13 protein-coding genes are annotated in these 19,356 nt (G+C 67.0%); 4 read left to right on the forward strand and 9 right to left on the reverse strand.

All coding sequences use genetic code 11. From position 1 onward, the window contains the following. Positions 1-18 precede the first annotated feature (18 nt). The 3 genes from ACQP2D_RS39690 to ACQP2D_RS39700 form a co-directional block, all read right to left on the reverse strand. A complete protein-coding gene (locus ACQP2D_RS39690; protein ID WP_433681023.1) occupies positions 19-7,392 on the reverse strand; it encodes an amino acid adenylation domain-containing protein in 7,374 nt (2,457 codons plus the stop codon). A gap of 255 nt (positions 7,393-7,647) precedes the next feature. Further along, positions 7,648-8,631, reverse strand: a complete 984-nt coding sequence (locus ACQP2D_RS39695) for a DNA-binding response regulator (protein ID WP_433681024.1) — start codon at positions 8,629-8,631, stop codon at positions 7,648-7,650. 106 nt (positions 8,632-8,737) lie between these two features. Next, positions 8,738-9,562: a M23 family metallopeptidase gene (locus ACQP2D_RS39700; protein WP_433681025.1), complete on the reverse strand. Its 825-nt coding sequence runs from the start codon at positions 9,560-9,562 to the stop codon at positions 8,738-8,740. Between the two features lie 305 nt (positions 9,563-9,867). On the opposite strand from ACQP2D_RS39700, the gene ACQP2D_RS39705 reads away from it, so the two are divergent. From ACQP2D_RS39705 to ACQP2D_RS39715, 3 genes are all read left to right on the forward strand, one after another. Continuing rightward, positions 9,868-10,914 carry an NAD(P)H-dependent flavin oxidoreductase gene (locus ACQP2D_RS39705; RefSeq protein WP_433681026.1) on the forward strand — a complete coding sequence of 349 codons (1,047 nt, stop codon included), beginning with the start codon at positions 9,868-9,870 and terminating at the stop codon, positions 10,912-10,914. 60 nt (positions 10,915-10,974) lie between these two features. Next, positions 10,975-11,367: an SCO5389 family protein gene (locus tag ACQP2D_RS39710; protein WP_433681027.1), complete on the forward strand. Its 393-nt coding sequence runs from the start codon at positions 10,975-10,977 to the stop codon at positions 11,365-11,367. A gap of 111 nt (positions 11,368-11,478) precedes the next feature. Beyond that, entirely contained in the window at positions 11,479-12,027 is a 549-nt protein-coding gene (locus tag ACQP2D_RS39715; protein ID WP_433681028.1) for a hypothetical protein, read from the forward strand. 15 nt (positions 12,028-12,042) lie between these two features. On the opposite strand, the gene ACQP2D_RS39720 is transcribed toward ACQP2D_RS39715, so the two are convergent. Both ACQP2D_RS39720 and ACQP2D_RS39725 read right to left on the reverse strand, forming a co-directional pair. After that, positions 12,043-13,683, reverse strand: coding sequence for a long-chain fatty acid--CoA ligase (locus tag ACQP2D_RS39720; RefSeq protein WP_433681029.1), 1,641 nt, complete (start codon positions 13,681-13,683; stop codon positions 12,043-12,045). A gap of 198 nt (positions 13,684-13,881) precedes the next feature. Then, positions 13,882-14,928, reverse strand: coding sequence for a cation diffusion facilitator family transporter (locus tag ACQP2D_RS39725; RefSeq protein ID WP_433685905.1), 1,047 nt, complete (start codon positions 14,926-14,928; stop codon positions 13,882-13,884). Between ACQP2D_RS39725 and ACQP2D_RS39730 the strand changes: the two genes are divergently transcribed. Beyond that, positions 14,842-15,159: a hypothetical protein gene (locus tag ACQP2D_RS39730; protein ID WP_433685985.1), complete on the forward strand. Its 318-nt coding sequence runs from the start codon at positions 14,842-14,844 to the stop codon at positions 15,157-15,159. The two genes, ACQP2D_RS39725 and ACQP2D_RS39730, sit on opposite strands and share 87 nt — an antisense overlap. On the opposite strand, the gene ACQP2D_RS39735 is transcribed toward ACQP2D_RS39730, so the two are convergent. The 4 genes from ACQP2D_RS39735 to ACQP2D_RS39750 all read right to left on the reverse strand — a co-directional run bounded on the left by ACQP2D_RS39735 (position 15,141) and on the right by ACQP2D_RS39750 (position 19,349). Then, entirely contained in the window at positions 15,141-15,536 is a 396-nt protein-coding gene (locus ACQP2D_RS39735) for an ArsR/SmtB family transcription factor (RefSeq protein ID WP_433681030.1), read from the reverse strand. The two genes, ACQP2D_RS39730 and ACQP2D_RS39735, sit on opposite strands and share 19 nt — an antisense overlap. Before the next feature lie 212 nt (positions 15,537-15,748). Then, a complete protein-coding gene (locus tag ACQP2D_RS39740; RefSeq protein ID WP_433681031.1) occupies positions 15,749-17,044 on the reverse strand; it encodes an NlpC/P60 family protein in 1,296 nt (431 codons plus the stop codon). A gap of 647 nt (positions 17,045-17,691) precedes the next feature. Next, positions 17,692-18,624 carry a hypothetical protein gene (locus tag ACQP2D_RS39745; RefSeq protein ID WP_433681032.1) on the reverse strand — a complete coding sequence of 311 codons (933 nt, stop codon included), beginning with the start codon at positions 18,622-18,624 and terminating at the stop codon, positions 17,692-17,694. Continuing rightward, positions 18,624-19,349 carry a ParA family protein gene (locus ACQP2D_RS39750; RefSeq protein ID WP_433681033.1) on the reverse strand — a complete coding sequence of 242 codons (726 nt, stop codon included), beginning with the start codon at positions 19,347-19,349 and terminating at the stop codon, positions 18,624-18,626. Before ACQP2D_RS39750 ends, ACQP2D_RS39745 begins: the two co-directional genes overlap by 1 nt. Between the last annotated feature and the right edge of the window lie 7 nt (positions 19,350-19,356).

A 19,356-nucleotide genomic window follows, 5' to 3' on the forward strand; every position in this document is an offset into this window, starting at 1 on the left:
CCACGCATTGTCGAACCCTCAGCGCCACCCCACCGAAAGCAACTCGTCCAGCAGGACGACCTCGGACGACCCCGGCAGCGCGACCCCGGCGGATGATCCGCGCTCGAGCACCACCGCCCGCAGATCCGCGAGCCGGGTCGTATCAATGGCATCCAGCGCGGCCCGATCGGCGATCAGATGCGTCACCCACTCCTCGGCGAGTGAGGCACCGAGATCGGTCTCCACGCCCGGCACCACGATCAGACTGGCCCCGGTCGCGCCCGCTCCGACCACCTCGAGCAGCGCCGCCGCCGAATCGGACCGTCCGTGCTGGAAGGTGCGTGATTCGAAGGTCAGCCCGGTGCGAATGCGCAACCGATCCGCCGCGGTCGCCACCTCGTCATAGGTCATCCGCGCGCCGGTCGCGGCGGCGACGAGGGCCGGATCCGAACCGCAGAGCACCCCGGTCCGATTCGCGTGGTTGACCGGTCGCGACGATTGCGCCGCGATGTCGGCGATGGTCGCGGGATCATCGAGCCGCAGCCAGTCGATGTCGCCGCCGACCGGATCGGTGCCGGCGGTCAACCCGATCCGCACCTCACACCCGGCGGGCACCGCTTCCCCGGCCGAGGCGAGCAGCACCAGCGCCGCGCCCGCCTTGAGCACCGCCCAGGCCGCCACCGCCCAATCGGCACCGCGATCCAACCGGATCGCGACACCGGTGCCCGGCCCGCAGCCGCGCCCGATCAGCACTCTGGCCAGCCGTGATGATCGAGCGTCGAGCTCCCGATACGGCATTTCCCGCTCGCCCCACACCAGGGCGGGCGCGTCCGGATCGTCCTCCGCCGCGGCGGTCAGCAGGTGGGTCAGCTCGGTTCCGCCGGTGGCCGCATCGCACTGCGCGGCACCGGCGGTGAGCACACCATCGCGCTCGTCGGCGTCGAGAATATCGATGCCGCCGATGCGCGCCCGCGGATCGGCGACCACCGCGGCCAGAATCCGCTCCAGCATGCGCCCGAGCCCGCGTACCGTCGATTCCTCGAAAAGGTCGGTGGCATAGGTGAATACGATGACCAGCTCGCCGGGCTGTCCGTCGACGAGCTGACGCGGTTCGACGACCACCTGCAGATCGAATTTGGCGACGATATCGCCCGCGTCCAGGGCCGCGACGGTCAACTCCGGCAGTTCCAGACTCGGCTGCTCCAGATTCTGGAACGCCAGCATCACTTGGAACAGCGGATGCTGCGATGCCGCGCCACGGCCGGGTGCCACCGCCTCGACCACCCGCTCGAACGGCAGGTCGGCATGGGCGAACGCGGCCAGATCCGTCGCCCGCGTGCGCTCGACGAGCTCGTCGAAGGCCATGCCGCGGTCGACCGCGGTGCGCAGTGCCAGTGTGTTGACGAACATGCCGACCAGATCGTCGAGCGCCCGCTGACCGCGACCGGAGATCGGCGAGCCGATCGCGATATCCGAACCGCCCGACAGCCGGGCGAGCAGTGCCGCCAGTGCGGCGTGCACCACCATGAACAGCGAGGATCGATGCTCGCGCGCGATAAGGACCAGACCTTCGTGCACCCCGGCGGAGACACTCCAGCCGACCGACGCACCCCGACCCGACGGGGTTGTCGGGCGCGGATGATCCAGCGGCAGCACCTGTGCCGTCGACAGTCCGGAAAGCTGCTCGCGCCAGTACGCCAATTGCCGTGCGGCCACCGAGTTCTCATCGTCCTCGGTACCGATGACCGCGCGCTGCCAGAGCGCGTAGTCCGCGTACCGCACCGCGAGCGGCGACCAACCGGGCGCGGTGCCGCCGACCCGGGCCAGATAGGCGGTCGCCAGATCCCGAGCCAATGGCGCGAGGGAGGCACCGTCGGCCGAAATGTGGTGCACGACAACGACGAGCACATGCTCATCCGCCGCGGCATCGACCAGCAGCCGGGCTCGCACGGGTGCCTGTTCGGTGACATCGAATCCGGCCGATACCAGCTCGACGACCCGGCCGCGGATATCGGCGGCGGTCTCGACCTCGAGTCCATTGGGCAGCACCCCGGCGACCGGCAGGATCTCCTGATACGCCTGCCCGCCGGTACCCGCCGTCGGGAACCGGGTGCGCAGCGCATCGTGGCGCACCAGCACATCCTCGACGGCCCGGCGCAGCGCCTCGACATCGAGCGTGCCGGTCAGCCGGATCGCGAAGGGCAGGTTGTATGCCGGGGACTCCGGATCGATCCGGTTGAGCACCCACATCCGTTGCTGGGCAAGGGAAAGCGGTACCCGAGTGGGGCGTTCGGCCCGGGTCAGCGGCACTCGTGCGGCGGCGGCGCAGCCGGTGCCGGGGACGACCCGGTCCGCCAGTGCGGCGACGGTCGAGGTCTCGAACAGATCGCGCACCGCGATATGCGTATCGAGCGCATCGTTGATCCGCGCGACGACCCGGGTGGCCAGCAGTGAGTTGCCGCCGAGCGCGAAATAGTCGTCGTCGAGTCCGACCCGCTGCATCCCGAGCACCTCGGCGAAGACGGCCGCGACGATCTCCTGCGTCGAAGTGATCGGGGCGCGGAACTCGCGCGCGGTGAAGGTCGGCGCGGGCAGCGCCTTGCGATCGAGTTTGCCGCTGGTATTCAACGGGAAGGCGTCCAGCACCACGATGGCAGCCGGAACCATATATGCCGGAAGCACTTCGGACACCGCGGTCAGCAATTCCCCCGGTTCGACCCGCTGGCCGGGCAGCGGCACCACATATCCGACCAGCTGGTCACCCGTCGGCGTGACCACCGCGACCGACTGGCTCACCGAGGGCTGGGCCAGTAATGCCGTTTCGATCTCGCCGAGTTCGATGCGCTGGCCGCGGAACTTCACCTGGAAGTCGGTGCGGCCCAGGTACTCCAACCGGTGCGGGTGCTCGCGCCAGACGACGAGGTCACCGGTGCGGTACATCCGCGCACCCGGGGTGAACGGATCGGCGACGAAGCGATCCGCCGTCAGATCGGGCCGGGCCACATAGCCGCGCGCCAGCTGGACACCGGCCAGATACAGCTCACCGACGACACCCGCCGGCACCGGCCGCAATCGCGAATCCAGCACATAGACCCGAGAGTTCCACTGCGGCAGACCGATCGGCACACAGGTCTGCTCCAGCGGCTGCGCCCGCCACGCGGTCACCGATACCGCTGCCTCGGTCGGCCCGTACAGGTTGTGCACCGCCGCATCCGATACCGCGCGCACGGCGGTCACCGTCTCCGGCGGCAGCGCCTCGCCGATCACGAAGATATCGCGCAGCGTCGGGCAGGATCCCGGTGTCAGGTGCGCGGCGAAGACGGCCAGCATCGACGGCACGAAATCGGTGACGGTAACGCGTTGTGCGGCAATCATTTCCGCGAGATAGGCGGGGTCGCGGTGGCCGTCGGGCGTGGCGACCACCAGCTTGGCGCCGGCCCGCAGCGGCATGAAATATCCCCAGAGGGATACGTCGAATGTCGTGGCGGTTTTCTGCAGATACACATCATCGGGACCGAGCGGGTAGTGCGCGAGCATCCACTGGATCTGGTTATTGATGGCCGCGTGGGTGACCGCAACGCCTTTCGGGCGACCGGTGGACCCCGAAGTGAAGATCACGTAGGCGGGATGGTCCCGCGATACCGGCCGCAGCAGTTCGTCGGCCGCCACCGGTGTCCCCGAAAATGCCCCGAGCTCAACGGTATCCAGGTGCACAACCGGTATCGCGTCCGAGACCGCGACCACATCCGATGTCGTCAGCACGCAGACCGGTGCCGCGGTGTCGAGAATGTGCGCGATCCGCTCCCGAGGGTGATCCGGATCCAGCGGCACGTACGCGCCACCGGCGGTGACAATCGCATACATGCCGACCACCAGGTCGAGCGAACGCCGAAGCGCCAGTCCCACTAGGGATTCCGCGCCGACACCGCGCTGGATCAGCAGCCGCGCGAGCCGGTTGACGCGCTCGTCGAATTCACGATAGGTGAGTTCGGTTCCCTCGTAGGCCACCGCGACCGCATCCGGATACGCCAGCGCGGCATGCAGATACCCATCGAGCAGCAATTCCGGAGCCACCGGATGTGCGGTGTTGTTCCAGTCCCGCAGGATCCGCTGCCGCTCCGCGGGCTCGAGCAACTCGATCTCCCCGACCGCCCGGTGCGGATCATCGGCCACCGTGGCCAGCACGCCGTTCAGCCGCCGGGCGAAGCCCGCCACCGTCGCCTCGTCGAAAAGATCGGTGGCATAGGTGAACGACGCCGCCAGACCATTCGCCGCGCCGTTGTCATCGCGCGGCACCACGGTCAGTTCGAGGTCGAATTTCGACTGTACGACACCGAGTTCGATTCCCGATATGGTGAGTCCGGGCAGCTCCAGCTCCGGCTGCGCCATGTTCTGGAAGGTCAGCATCACCTGGAACAGCGGATGCCGCCCCATCGACCGCACCGGATCGAGCAGTTCGACCAGTCGCTCGAATGGCACATCGGCATGGCCCAAGGCCGCCACATCGGTGCGACGGAAGTTACGCAGCAACTCGTCGAACGAAAGTTCGGAATCGACCTCGCCGCGCAGCACCAGCGTATTGACGAACATCCCGATCAAATTGTCGAGCGCGCTCTCCCCACGACCGGCAACAGGGGTTCCGATGGCGATATCGGTGGTTCCGGCCAGTCGCGACAGCACTACTGCCAACGCGGCGTGCACCACCATGAACAGCGTCGAATTATGGCTTCGCGCCAGCCGCTCCAGCGCCGTATGCACCTGGGCATCGATCTCGAAGGCGAATACCGCACCGCGGCTGGACAGCACCGCGGGCCGCGGCCGATCGATGGGCAGCGCCAATTGCTCCGGCAGTCCGGCCAATTCGGCGCGCCAGAAGGCGATCTGGCGCGCGAGCAGCGATTGCGCATCGTCCTCGGCGCCCAGCATCGCCCGCTGCCAGATCGCGTAGTCGGCGTACTGCACCTCGAGCGGCTGCCACCGCGGCCGCGCACCGCCCGCCCGGATCGAATAGGCGGACATGAGATCACGCACCAGCGGTCCCATGGAGAATCCGTCGGCCGCGATGTGGTGCACCACGCACACCAGCACCTGGTCGGATTCGCCGAGTCGCAGCAGTCGCAGGCGGATCGGCGGCGCGACACAGACATCGAATCCGGCGACGACCGCCGCGGTAACCAGCTCGGGCAGATCCGCCCCGGTCGCGGCGATGGTCTCGAGTTCCGGTACCGCGCGGACGTCCTCGATCGGCAAGACGAGTTGACTGCCCTCGCCATCGAGCTCCGGGTACACCGTCCGCAACACCTCGTGCCGCAGTACCAGATCGCGCGTCGCGGCCCGCAAGGCCTCGATATCGAGCGCACCGGACAACCGCACCGCGAGCGGGATGTTGTTGACACCGCTGGCCGGATCGAATCGGTTCAGGAACCACATCCGCTGCTGCGCATAGGACAGCGGAATCCGGCCGGCGCGCGGCTGCGCACACAGCGCATGCCCGGCCGAGGCGCCGACGTGTGCCGTCACCCGCTGCGCGAGCTGGGCGACGCCGGGCGCCTCGAAGACCAGCTGCACCGGTATCCGCGTCCCCAGTGCCGTACCGATGCGCCCGGCGGCCTGCGCGGCCAACAGCGAATTGCCGCCGAGTGCGAAGAAGTCGTCATCGACACCGACCCGCGCGACAGTGTCCGATTCACGGCGCTCCCGGTGCCCTGCGTGCTCACGCTCCGCTACCGCCTCCGGGCCCGTCGCTCGCGCCGCGGCACCGTCGGCGAGCAATAGCGCCGCGAACACATCGGCGACGACCTGCTCCACCCGCGTCGACGGTGCGCGGAACTCGCGCGCGGCGAAGACCGGATCCGGCAGCGCGGCCCGATCCAGCTTGCCCACCGGCGTCAAAGGGATCGCATCGAGCACCACAATGGCGGCGGGCACCATGTACGCGGGCAGCGACCGCTCGAGCGCGGTCAACAGGTCGGCGGTATCCACAACGGCCCCCGCGCGCGGCAGCACATAGGACACCAGCGCGGTCGCACCGGAGGGCAGGACGCGGCCGAGCGTGGCCGCGAAATCCACATCCGGATGCGCGGTCAGCGCATTGTCGATCTCGCCGAGCTCGACGCGCAGACCGCGAATCTTCACCTGGAAGTCGGAGCGGCCCAGGTATTCCAGCACGCCGCCGTCACCGCGTCGCACCAGATCTCCGGTGCGATACAAACGCGCACCCGGACTATCGGCCTCCGCACCGAACGGACTGGCCACGAACCTCTCCGCGGTCAGTCCGCGCCGTCCGAGATACCCCTGTGCCAGCGCGGACCCGGCCAGATAGAGCTCGCCGACAACCCCCGCCGGCACCGGACGCAGGCGCGAATCCAGCACAAAAGCCCCGACACCCGCGACCGTGCCGCCGAGGGTGACCGGCGCACCGGGCACCATCTGCCCGGTGGTGACCATGACCGTCACCTCGGTCGGGCCATACGCATTGAAGACGGCGCGGCCATTGCGAGCCCAACGGTCGACCAGTTCGGCGCCCAGTTTGTCGCCACCGGCGACCACCACGCGCAGCTCGTCCAATCCGGCCGGATCGACCGATTCCAGCGCACCCGGGGTGATCAGCAGATGCGTGACCCGCTCCCGGCGCAGCAGATCCGCCAGTTCGACACCGCCGAACACCGTCGGCGGCGCGATCACCAGCGTCGCACCCGCCGAGAAGGTGAACAGCAGTTCCATCAGTGAGAAGTCGAAGCTCGGCGAGCTGAGGTGGGTGACCCGCGAGGCACCGGTCAGCGCGTACCGCTGCCCGATCGCGGCCAGCCCGGCCAATCCGGCATGCGTGACCACGACGCCCTTGGGTCGACCGGTGGAACCCGAGGTGTAGATGACATAGGCCGGATGCCGTTCATCCAGGCGACGAACCCGATCGGCGTAGGAGATCGGTCGTTCGGGCCGGTCGGCGATCCGCGCGGCCGCCACCGGATCGTCCAGTTCGATCCAGTCGACCGCATCGCCGAGCGCCGCACGATGCGCCGATGTGGTCAGCCCGAGCACGGCACCGGAATCCGACACCATATGCGCGATCCGCTCGGCGGGATAGGCCGGATCGACCGGAACATAGGCCGCGCCCGTCTTCGCGATCGCCCACACCGCGAGGACCGATTCGATCGAGCGGGCCAGCGCGGTAGCCACAATGTCGCCGGGGCCGATGCCGCGCGCGATCAGCTCTCTGGCCAGCCGCGAGGACGCCTCGTCGAATTCGCGATAGGTCAGTTCGCGCTGGGTGGCGGGGTCATCGGTGGGGTTGAAGCGGATGGCCACCGCATCGGCGGCGGCATCGACGGCTGCCGTCAGCAGCTGCCCGAACAGCGGGGCGCTGGCACGGCGTCGACGGCTGGTCCGAACAGATTGTCGAGCCCTATCCATTCAAAACCATTCGCCTTTCACATCAAACACATCGCAGCGCCGAACTGCCGGACGCGGAATACCGCCGCCGCGCTCGCCGCCGCGTAACGCAATCGGGACATCGTAGAGAGCTAACTATCCGCGAATCACGGAGGGTGTCCTATTACCTCCGAATTCGTTGTGACACAAGCCCACAAACTTCCCGGGTCACTAATCGTTCACTGATCGTTCAGCATTCGTCCCATGTTGTCCACTCGAGCCGCTCAGTGGCCCAAGTCACAACCATCCTCGCCTGGTCGCCTGCACACCGGCCTGGAAGCGGGTGCTGGCGCCGAGGCGCTCCAACAGCCGCGCTGTGCGCCGGACCACAGTTCGCCGGGACATGCCGAGCCTGCGGGCAATGGTGTCATCGGTCGCACCCAAACCCATCAGGGTCAGGATGGCCTTGTCCCGCTCGTCGAGCTCGTCGGCCGACGGATTCACCGAAATCGGCGCGGCCAGCGACCACAGCACGTCGAATGTCTTCACCAGCAGCCGCAGCCCCGGCGATCCGGTGATGCGCAGACCCATCGGATCCGGCCGCCGCTCATCGACATGCAGCACCAGGCTGGCCCGCTCGTCATCGCTGATGATCAGTTTGAACGGCGGTTCGGGCAGCGTACGCGCCTGTGCGCCGCTGGCATTGGTGGCCAGCGCGTGCCGCAGCCGCTCCGCGTCCTGGTAGATGGTGTCCTGATAGAGCGTCTGATAGCGAATGCCCTCGCCGATCCGAGCACGCTTGAGCAGGAACAACTGTCGCTCGCGCTCCGGATCGCTGAGAAAGGGACCGCGTTCGATCACCTTGACGCTGGTGTGGGCCGAGGTCTGCACCTCTTCGAAATCCGCCAGCATCTCCATGCGTTCGAAGACCGGAACGATCGCGCCATTGGTGCGCGGTGAGCGCCGCACCGATCGAAAGGTCTCGCTGAGTCGCGCGGCCGCGGCGTGCATCTGGTTGATCTCCTGCTGTCTGCGCCGCGCCTCGGCCTCCGACAGCGATTCGGGAGCGTGCGCGTCCCAGATGGCCTCGCCGTCGGCAGACAGCTGGCTGACCGCGGCCTGCAGCCCCGTCAGCACCTCCAGCGATGCGGACGCGGCCTCGCTCGAGACACCTAGATATCCCGCGATCTCGGCCAGACTGGAACGCGGATGATGCACCAGCACGGCGTAGGTGCGCCCATGCGGTGATCCCGGCTCGAAGATATCGCCCAGCTCGGTCATGACTGCACCTCGCCGGCACTCCGCTCGCTCACGGGCCCGAGCCTAACGACCGACCGGTCGCCGCGGGGGCCTTGTGAACGTCGAAATCTCAAGCCGGGCAAGAAAATCAGTGCGCCGACGGGCCCCACTGGAGCGGGACACCCTTGGCGGCAAGGTACGGCATCGGATCGACCTTACTGCCGTTCTGATCCCAGATCTCCAGGTGCAGATGCGGTCCGGTCGAATTGCCGCGGTTGCCGACGGTGGCGATGACATCGCCCGCGTTCACCCGCTGACCCGCCTGCACGAACATCTCGTTCACGTGGCCGTAGACCGCGATGGTGCCGTCGTCCTGCTGCACCCGGACCCAGAGGCCGAAGCCGGAGGCCGGGCCCGCCTCGATGACGGTGCCATTGCTCACCGAGTGGATGGGGGCGCCGAGCTGGTCGGCGAAGTCGAGGCCGTAATGGAATTCGCCCCAGCGGGAACCGAATCCGGAGCTGATCGCACCGGCGACCGGCCGCACCGCGGCGGCCGGGGCGATCTGCTGCTGTGCGCCTTTGAGGACCTGTTCGACCTGGGCCAGCGGGCCCGCGATCTCCGGCGGCAGACCGCCGATGCCGAACGGGTTGGAGACCGGAGCCGCGACCGGCGCGGCCACCGGAGTGGCGACGGCCTGCGCGACCTCGGCGACCGGAGCCGCGGCCTTGACCTCTTCGACGGGTAACTCCGCCGTGCCCTTGAACGTGATGGGCGCGGCGGCTTCCTCGTCCCCGTCGTGCGCCCCCGGCAGCAGCGGGGCGGCGATGGCCGGAGCGACCTGGGCGGTGGCGCCGATGAGCGCACCGGCGGCGACCGCGACACCGGCCGCGACCTTCACCCGATCGGTGGTCGACGGCTCGGCGCGATGCCGCGTCGGCCGACCCGTACCGCCTTCACCGATGAGGCTCATGACGGTTATGGAACTGGGGCCTACCCGATGCTGCGACAAAGCTGGTCCTAGCGCTCGACCTACAGTGGCTCAATGGATCCCGAGTCGGCCCCGACCGTTCTGTAACGATTCGCCGGTTCCGAACTATGTAACGTTTCGGTGTCCGTTGTGATGGGAACTCTACCCGGTCGTGACCATTCCGCAACCTTTCGTCCGAAGTTCCAGGTAAGAGCCTGGTCAGACGACTAACCGGACATCACGGACCCGTGACGTTCGGGCGACCCGCGCCGGTCACCAGCCACCGCCGATGGGCCAGACTGAGATGCGTGATCCTCGACGAATCGAGCATTCCGATCGTGCTGGCGCCGATGGCGGGCGGACCGTCCACTCCGGAGTTGACCGCGGCGGTTTCCGCGGCGGGCGGGCTCGGACTGCTGGCCGCCGGATATCTGACCGTCGCCGATACCGCGGCAAGACTCGCGGCCACGCGCGAACTCACCACCGCGCCGATCGGGGTGAATCTCTTCACCCCCGGACCCGCCGCCCCGCCCGAGGGCTTCGCCGACTACCTGGCCGAGCTGGGTCGCACGCACGAACTCGGCACGCCGAAGTACGACACCGACGACTGGGACGCCAAGCTGGACCTACTCGTCGACACCCCGGTCTCGGTGGTCACATTCACCTTCGGCTGCCCCAGCGCCGCGGAGATCTCCCGGCTGCACGCGGCGGGCTCGGAGGTGTGGGTGACGGTGACCTCGGTCGCCGAGGGCCGGATCGCGGTCGAGGCGGGCGCCGATGTGCTGATCGCACAGGGGGCCGAGGCGGGCGGGCACCGCGCCGCCTTCGTCGATCGCGTCGCCGATGACGCCACCGATCCACTGGGACTGCTCGCCCTGCTGCAACTGCTCAACGCCGCCGTGGAACGGCCGATCGTGGCCACCGGCGGCATCACCACCGGCGCTGGCATCGCGGCAGCACTCGCGGCGGGCGCGTCGGCCGTCCAACTCGGCACCGTCTTCCTGCGCTGCCCGGAGGCGGGCACCAATGCGATGCACCGCGCCGCACTGAGCACCGCGACCCCGACCATGCTGACCCGTGCGTTCACCGGCCGCCGGGCGCGCGGCCTGCGCAATCGGTTCATGGACGAACACACCGCGACGGCACCGGCCGCCTACCCGGAAATCCATTACGCCACAGCGCCGTTACGGGCCGCCGCGCGGGCGGCGGGCAACCCGGAGGAGGTGAATATGTGGGCGGGCCAGACCCACGAACTGGCACCCGAGTTACCGGCCGGCGATCTGATCCGGCAGCTGGCCGCGGATGCGAAAACCGCACTGACCACAGCACTTTCGGGACGAATCCAGTCTTGTTGACAACAGTTTCCGATTAGAATCGAGGGGCATCGCAACAGCCATCCAGGTCAGGAGAGCGCTATGTCCCTCGATGTTCCCACCGCCCTACTCGAACGCGCCGAACGCGGCGAGGTCGACGACGCCGACTTCGTCGAGGTTGTCCGGATCTCCCTCCCCTACGCCTGGGAGGTCGTCAGCCGGGTGGCCGGTGAACTGCATTCCGGCACAGTCGAATTCGCCGACAATGTCGTTGCGCCGCCCGATGAGGTGGCCCGTGGACAACTCCTGCGCGCCATGGCCTCCGATGCCATCCGCGGCGGCCTGGAACGCCACTTCAACGTCAAACTCGCCTTCCAGAACTGCCACCGGGTAGCGGCCTTCCCGATCTCCGCGGTCGGCGGCGACACCTACACCACCTTCATCGGGACGCGCGCCCAACTGCTGAACCAGAGCCCCGAACTCCGTAACTGCTGATCAACAGCACGAAACCGCGGCGCGGCACGGACTTCCGGCCGCGCCGCGGTGCTGGGCGATACCGCCGATGCTCCCGCCGCATCGGCGGTATCGCGCGTAATGTGAGCGCGCATGAGCAGCAACGATCTTCGTGACGAGGTCGACAGGCGCCTCGATCCTTGGCTGCCGCAACTCGGTTCGGATCGCGTGGCCTATACCAATCATGTGCTGCGGGTGCTGGAGTTGTGCGATCTACTCGCCGGTGGCTCGGTGCCCGTGCCGAGCACCCGCGAGGAGTACCTGACGGCCGCGGCCTTTCACGACCTGGGCATCTGGACTGCGGGCACCTTCGACTACCTCGCGCCCTCCGCCGACCTCGCCCTGCAGTGGCTCGACCAGATCGACCGACCCGACCTGGCCGATCTGGTCGTCGCCATGATCGACCACCACCACAAGATTCGACCCGCTGGCAGCAGTACCGATCCGATTGAAATCTTCCGCCGAGCAGACGCCATCGACGTCGAATTCGGCCTACTCGGACGTTTCGGCGTACCCCGCTCGACCTATCGCGCGTTGGCGAAGCGCTATCCGGACAAGGGCTTCCACCGCCGACTGGTGCAACTGGTGGCGCGGCGGATCCGAACCAACCCCACGTCACCACTGCCCATGCTCGAGTGGTGACGCGGGGGCGTTCGTTCAGGACAGCGTGGTGACCGTCAGCTCACCGTCGGCGTACTGCGCGCGCAGGCGCTTCTTGTCGAACTTGCCGACGCTGGTCTTGGGCACCTCCGCGATGAAGGTCCACCGTTCCGGCAGTTGCCATTTGGCGAACTTGTCGGCCAGGAATTCACGCAGCTCCTCCGGCTTCGCCTCGGCACCGTCGGCGAGCACGATGGCCACCAGCGGGCGCTCGTCCCACTTCTCATCGGGCACACCGATCACCGCGGCCTCGGCGACGGCCGGATGGCCTATCACCGCGTTCTCCAGATCCACCGAGGAGATCCACTCGCCACCGGACTTGATGACATCCTTGGAACGATCGACCAGCGTGAGATAACCATCGGGGCTGATCTTGCCGACGTCGCCGGTGCGCAGCCAGCCGTCGTCGAACTTCTCCGGATCCACCGGCGCGCCATCCGGGGAGTAGTAGGAGCCGGTGATCCACGGCCCGCGCACTTCCAGCTCACCCAGCGACACACCATCGTTGGCCACCACACTGCCGTCGTCGCCGACCAGACGCGCCCGCACACCGGCGGGGAAACGCCCCTGCGTCACCCGATAGGCCCACTTGTCTTCCGCGGTGACCGCGGTCGCGGGCGGATGCGCGACACTACCCAACGGCGAGGTCTCGGTCATCCCCCACGCATGCAGCACCCGCACACCGTGGCTGTCCTCGAAGGTACGCATCATCGACGGCGGAACAGCCGAACCACCCACCACAACCGCACGCAAATGCGTGATGTCCTGCGGATTCGCCGCCAGCCCCGCCAACACCCCACCCCAGATCGTCGGCACCGCCGCAGCGAAAGACGGCTTCTGCGCGGCCATGCACTCCAACAGCGGACCCGGCTGCAGGAACCGGTCCGGCATCAACAGATTCGCACCCGACATCAACGCCGCGTACGGCAAACCCCAAGCATTCGCATGGAACAACGGCACGATCGCCAAGATCGTGTCGGTTTCGAACAGCCCCATCCCGTTGTTCGCGCTGACCTGCATGGCATGCAACCAATTGGAGCGATGCGAATACACCACACCCTTCGGATCACCAGTGGTGCCGGAGGTGTAACACATCGCCGCGGCGGACCGCTCCTCGATCACCGGGAAGTCATAGGTATCCGGCTGCGCGGCCAGCAGCTCGCGGTAGGAATGCACCTCGACGCCCTCGGGCGCGGTCAGCGTCGCCGCGTCACCGTTGACCACGACGACGTGGCGGACCGTCTTCAGCTGCGGCAAGATCTGACCGAACAGCGGCACCAGCGTCCCGTCCACCAGCACCACCTGGTCCTCGGCGTGATCGGCCACATAGACCAGCTGCTCGGGGAACAGCCTGATATTGAGCGCGTGCAGCACCGCCCCCATCGCGGGCACCGCGATATAGGCGACCATATGCTCGTTGTTGTTCCACATGAACGTGCCGACCCGGTCACCGACACCAATTCCCAACCCGCGCAACGCATTTGCCAAACGCGCCGATTCGACGCCCAGCTCACGGTAGGTCATCGTGCGTACGCCGGTGCCGGTCCAGGTCGATACGGTGGAATCGCCCAAGAACGTCGATGCGTAGCGCAGCAACGTCGCCAACGACAACGGCTCGTCCTGCATGGTGCTCAACATCGGTACTCCTTTTCTTCGGTGGCTACGGCGGCCTGCCGACCATGAGCCACATCACACCCCGGATGCTACCCAAGCGTAGGTCGGACGGAAGGGGCGACCGCGAATCACATGAGCAGGCAAGCACCCTTGGTTACCGCAGCTCACGCCGACCTCGTGAGGCACGTCACACTGCCGCTCTGCGTCCGGATGACTCCGGGGTCAAGCCGCGACGTGGGCCGGATAGGCGTGCACGAGGGCGGTATCCAGTTTGGGAATGGCGTGGGTCAGGGTGTGCTCGGCGCCGTGGGCCAAGCGGTGGGCATCGGCCAGGGTGATGGTCGGGGCGACGTCCAGTTCGACATCCGCGTGCAGGCGGTGCCCGATCCAGCGCATCCGCAGACTGCGCACACCGAGCACGCCGGGTTCGGCGGCCAACGCCTCCTCGGCGGTGTGCACCAGCGCGGGTTCGACGCCATCCATCAAGCGGCGGAACACATCTCGTGCCGCCGTCCGCAGCACCGCGAGGATCGCGACGGTGATCAGCAGTCCGACAATGGGGTCGGCCAATGGGAAGCCGAGCGCGACGCCGCCGGCGCCGATCAGCACCGCCAGTGAGGTGAATCCGTCGGTCCGCGCATGCAATCCGTCCGCGACCAGCGCCGCCGAACCGATGCGCCGCCCGACCCTGATTCGATAGAGCGCGACGGTCTCATTGCCGATGAACCCGATCAGCCCCGCCGCCGCCACCCAGCTCACATGCTGGATCGGCACCGGATCGATCAGCCTGCGCACCGCCTCGTATCCGGCGATGATCGCGGACAGCGTGATCATGCCGACCACGAACAACCCGGCCAGATCCTCGGCCCGCCCGAATCCATAGGTATAGCGCCGGGTCGCGGCCCGGCGACCGAGCGCGAATGCGATCCACAACGGCACCGCGGTCAGCGCATCGGAAAAGTTGTGAATGGTGTCCGCCGCCAACGCGACCGACCCGGACACCACCACGATCAGCACTTGGAGCAGTGCGGTAACCCCGAGCACCGCCAGACTGATCTTCACCGCACGAATGCCGACCGCACTGGCCTCCAACGCATCATCGACACTGTCCGCGGCATCGTGGCTGTGCGGTACGAAGATCTCGCGAAGCGCGCCCCGCAGACCGCGCGGATGGTCGTGGTCGTGGTCCGCACCGTGCGCATGATGGTGACCGTGTCCGGAACCGTGCCCATGTCGATGCCCGGGTCCCGGCCCATGGTCGTGGTCCAGGCCATGTTCGTGCCCGTGGCCGTGCCGATGCCCGACCTCGGATTCGTGACCATCCGCCGGTCCGTGGCTATGGCTGTGATCTGGTCCGTGGTCACGGTCGTCTCCGCGACCGTTTGCGGCATTCGCACTATGGCTGTGCGCCTGGGCATTCCGGACATCTTCACCGTGTCCGTGCGAAATGACCTGCCACCGTTCGGGATCGCGCTCGTGACTCATTTCGACACCGCCTGATCGCGGGACGGCAGTTCGCGCACCACCCCATCGCCGCGGTGATGCGCGGGTACGCCGGGGCCGGCATGTTCGGCGTTGTACACGGCGTCGACGACCAACTGGCGGACGTGTTCGTTCTCCAGGCTGTAGAAGATCGTGGTGCCGGCGCGGCGGGTCCGAACCAGGCGAGCCATCCGCAGCTTCGACAGATGCTGCGATACCGACGGGCTGGGTTTGCCGATCAGACCGGCCAGATCATTGACCGACAGCTCCCGATCCACCAGCGCCCACAGCACCTGCACGCGGGTCGAGTCCGCCAACATCCGAAAAACCTCGACAACCAGCCCGACCTGGTCCTCCGCGAGGGGCGGCCGAGTTAGGTCGTTATCTGCATTCATACGCAGATAATAGAACGGTGGGCCGGGGAACGAAACCGCCCCTTCGGACCGGTCCGGCGGCGACACCCCCTGCTCGGCCGCCGACAGACCGGTCCGCTCCGCTTCGAACAGCTAATTGTCTTAGTCGGTGTGACACATTCAGGCCAGTCGACCTGCCGACGAAGACGTAAATGAGACGGAAACATTTCATATCGCTGGCGACGGCCGCGCGGTCAGTACCGGCGGGCCCCCGCATACGGCATCGAGGACAGCGGCGACGTCGTCACACCCACCCCGTAGGTCGAGGCGTGGATGACCTTGCCGTCACCGGCATAGAGGGCCGAATGACCGCCGCCATAGAAGGACACCACGTCACCAGGCTCCAATTCGTCCCGGGAAACCGGAGTACCGGCGGACAGCTGCTCATAGCTCGTGCGCGGCACCTTCACCCCGGCCTGTCCGTAAGACCACTGCACCAGACCGGAACAGTCGAAGGCATCCGGACCCGTCGCGCCCATGCTGTACTCGGTGCCGACTTTGGTTCGCGCGGCGTCGACCGCGATCGCGCCGTGCGTGCGCGGCGGCGACAACGCGGGCGCCGGCGTCGTAGTAGGCGGCTCGATGCCGAGGACACCGGTGAGGAGCGCGAGTTGATTACGGATCACATCGGTGGGCAGTGGAATCCCGGTCCCCGGAACCGTCGCGGGTATCGACAGCTCGACACCCGGAATTCCGAGGGGCACCGGGCTCTGAGCCGCCGAGGGCGCCGAACGTTCCGACCCGGGAGGTGCCAGCGGCGCTGAATTCGCCGTCTCAGGAATCGCTGCGGTCTCGATTTCCGGAACCGTCGGCGCGCGTTCGGCACCCGGCACCGCCAGCGGCGACGGACGCCCGAACCGGAACACCGCGAGTGGCGCCGAAAAGTTCACACCGGTAACCGCGAGCGGCGTCGAAAGTTCCGTCGGTGGAACCGCGACCGGCGCGAGCTGCCCAGGAGCGGTGGAATCACCGATCGCAGGAACCACGGGGAGCGCCGACAGCGCGGCCGCCAGAGCTTCCGATGGGAGCGAGACCGCCGCAGCGGGAACCGTCAGTTCCGTGCCGGGGATGACCAGAGACGAGGGCAGTTCCGCAGCCGGAACCGCGAGCGGAGCCGAAAGCTCCTTACTGGAAGGCGCGACCTCCGCGAGATCAGTGGAATCACCGAACGCGGCAGCCAATGGCAGCATCGAACGCTCGATCCCCAGCACACGCAGCGGCGCAGCGAATCCCGCACTGGGACGCACAAGCGGTGCCGAAAGTTCCTTACCCGAAGCGGCGCTCGGCGCGACCTGCACAGGGGCAACGGAATCACCAACCGCGGCAATCGAGGGGAGCGCCGAACGCTCCGCACCCCAAACCGCAATGGGCGCGAGTTCCGAGACAATGACGCGATCACCGATCGCAGGAATCAACGGGAGCGCCGCACGCACGGCGGCCAGCAAACCCGACCGGGTTGGGAGGTCGGCATGCGGAACTGCCAGGGGCACGGCGTGTTCCGCGCCGCCAATGGCGAGGCGTGCCGGCAATTCCGCACTCGGAACTGTGAGCGGAGCCGAAAGTTCCTTCCCCAGAACTTCGGCAGGGGCGAATTCGGGAAGAACAGCGGATTCCGCAACCGCGGGAATTGAAGCGGGCGATGCATGCCCCTCCGTCGAAAATTCGACGCCGGGAATCGCGGTTGGAATCGAAAACTCGTCCGGGACTTCGTATGTCCCGATACCTGGAATCGTCAGCGGCTGCGCCGCGGCCTGTCCTCCCAGCAGTGTCGCGGCAATGGCCGCGCCTGCGACGATCCCTGCGCCGACGACCCATGGAAGCGCGCGCCGCAGGAAGCGGGAATATCGACCCTCCGAAGATGATGCCATGATCCGGTCCTCCGATGCTCGTATCGAAGGTCCTGGCTGGCCGTGCGACGCCGTACTGCGTTGGCGTGTAGGACTTCACCAAGACCTCGAATTGATTCGAAAACCATCACGGTGATCTGTAGTCCAGTGGATCCGAGCGTCTATATTTCGACAGTTCTAGCGAATTACAAGGCGCAACACACGATATCGCGATAACAAAATCATAACTAATCGAAAATGCCCCGTCACGCAACTGCTTTCGCGACGGGGCATTTTCGGCAAGAAGTCACTCACGCGGTGATCTGTTCCTCGATCTGTCTGGCGAGAGTTCGTAGTTTCGCGGCGAATTCACGCGCGGCCGCCGGATCATTGTTCGAGCCCTTGACAACTCGTCGCGTCAGCGCGGCGAATCGCGATTCGACGGCCGCGAACAGATCGACGGCGCGCTGGTTCGACTGGTCCCGCAGCTCCCCGCGCAACCATGCCTGCAGCAGGGCGACCACCTCGGCCTTGTCGAACCGCTCCGGCAGCAATGCGACCGCCTCCCGGAGCTTGCCCGCGGTGACCTTCACATCATCGGTGCCCGCGATCGTCGTATACACCGTGACCGCGGCATCCTCACCGTGCTGGACCGCGACCGGCAGCAACTCGCGGACCTGTCCCTCATTGATGGCGGGTGCGACCGGATGCAGTTTGGCGGCGAGCGGCCAAGCCCGAATCAGCTTGTGCGCATACGACCGCTGCATATCCCAGCGCTGCTCGACGTACTCGTCGAAGGTCGCGTGCCGATCGCGGTACAGGCGGCCGTCCCGCACGATCTGCAGCGCCCGTCCGGCCGTCCAGAAGGCGACGCGCAGACCGTCGATAGACGATTCGCAGGCCGTCAACTGAGCCTGCTCACGAGCGTCGAGCGGACCCGCCAACTCGGCCTCGCTCGGCACCGGCAGCGGCATCGCCAGCACATCGGCACCGGCGAGCGCATCCGCGAGCGGTGCGGTCACGTCGGCGAGCGGGGCCGTCGCATCCGGGATCGGTGCGATCGCGTTCGCGGGCGGCGCGATCACATCCAGGGATGCGGCACTCAGCGCGCCCGTACGCCACTCGGCGTCACGCAGCGGCGATACCGGCGGCGTGTGTTCGGCGCTGTCCGCCAAGGGATTCACGCCACCGATCGAGCCCTTGCCCACGGATCCGATGGAACCCTTTCTGCGCTGCGGAGGCATCAGGCCGGCACCTCCACCGCGATCCCGTACGGGCTCACCAACTCGTCCCCGACCTGGAGATACTCCCCCAGGTCCACGATCGGATTCTCGGCACCTTCGCCGACCTCACCGTCGGCCGCCTCCCGATACCACTTCCACGCGCTCAAATAGGATTGGAATACGTCGTAGCCCGCGTCCTCCAGATTTCCGCGCTGCGTGCGATATTCGGTCGAGACGTTCACGCCGTTCTTCATCGTCACCGGCACCTTGGTCATCAGCACGCGGACCCGGATCTCGCGGCCGCTATCCATCGCGGCCTCCTCCGCGGCCTTGTACGTACTCGGTACCCGCTTCACCTCCGAGGGACTCACACTGGTCAACAGAATCAGCTCGTCGCTCTGCGGAATGGCGGCCTTGAATATCTCGGCCGACTCACCTCCGGCATCGACGATGATCACGTCGTACTTCGCGGAATTGTCGGTAATACAGTCGTTGACGTGCCGCGACGGGAAGGCGATCAACTCGAACGGCACCTCGATCCCGCCCTTGACCAGCCGCCGATACCAGGAATATCCGGTCTGGCTCAGCGGATCGGCGTCGATCACCAGCACTCGCAATTCATGGATCTGCGCGAAATATGCGGCCAAGAAAAACGCTGATGTGGTCTTTCCGACGCCGCCTTTGAGATTCCCCAGCGTTATGACCAGGGGTTCGGGTAGCTCCAGTGACGCAACAGAATTCTTCATGGACAGT

Source organism: Nocardia sp. CA-119907 (assembly GCF_050955995.1).
GTDB lineage: Bacteria > Actinomycetota > Actinomycetes > Mycobacteriales > Mycobacteriaceae > Nocardia.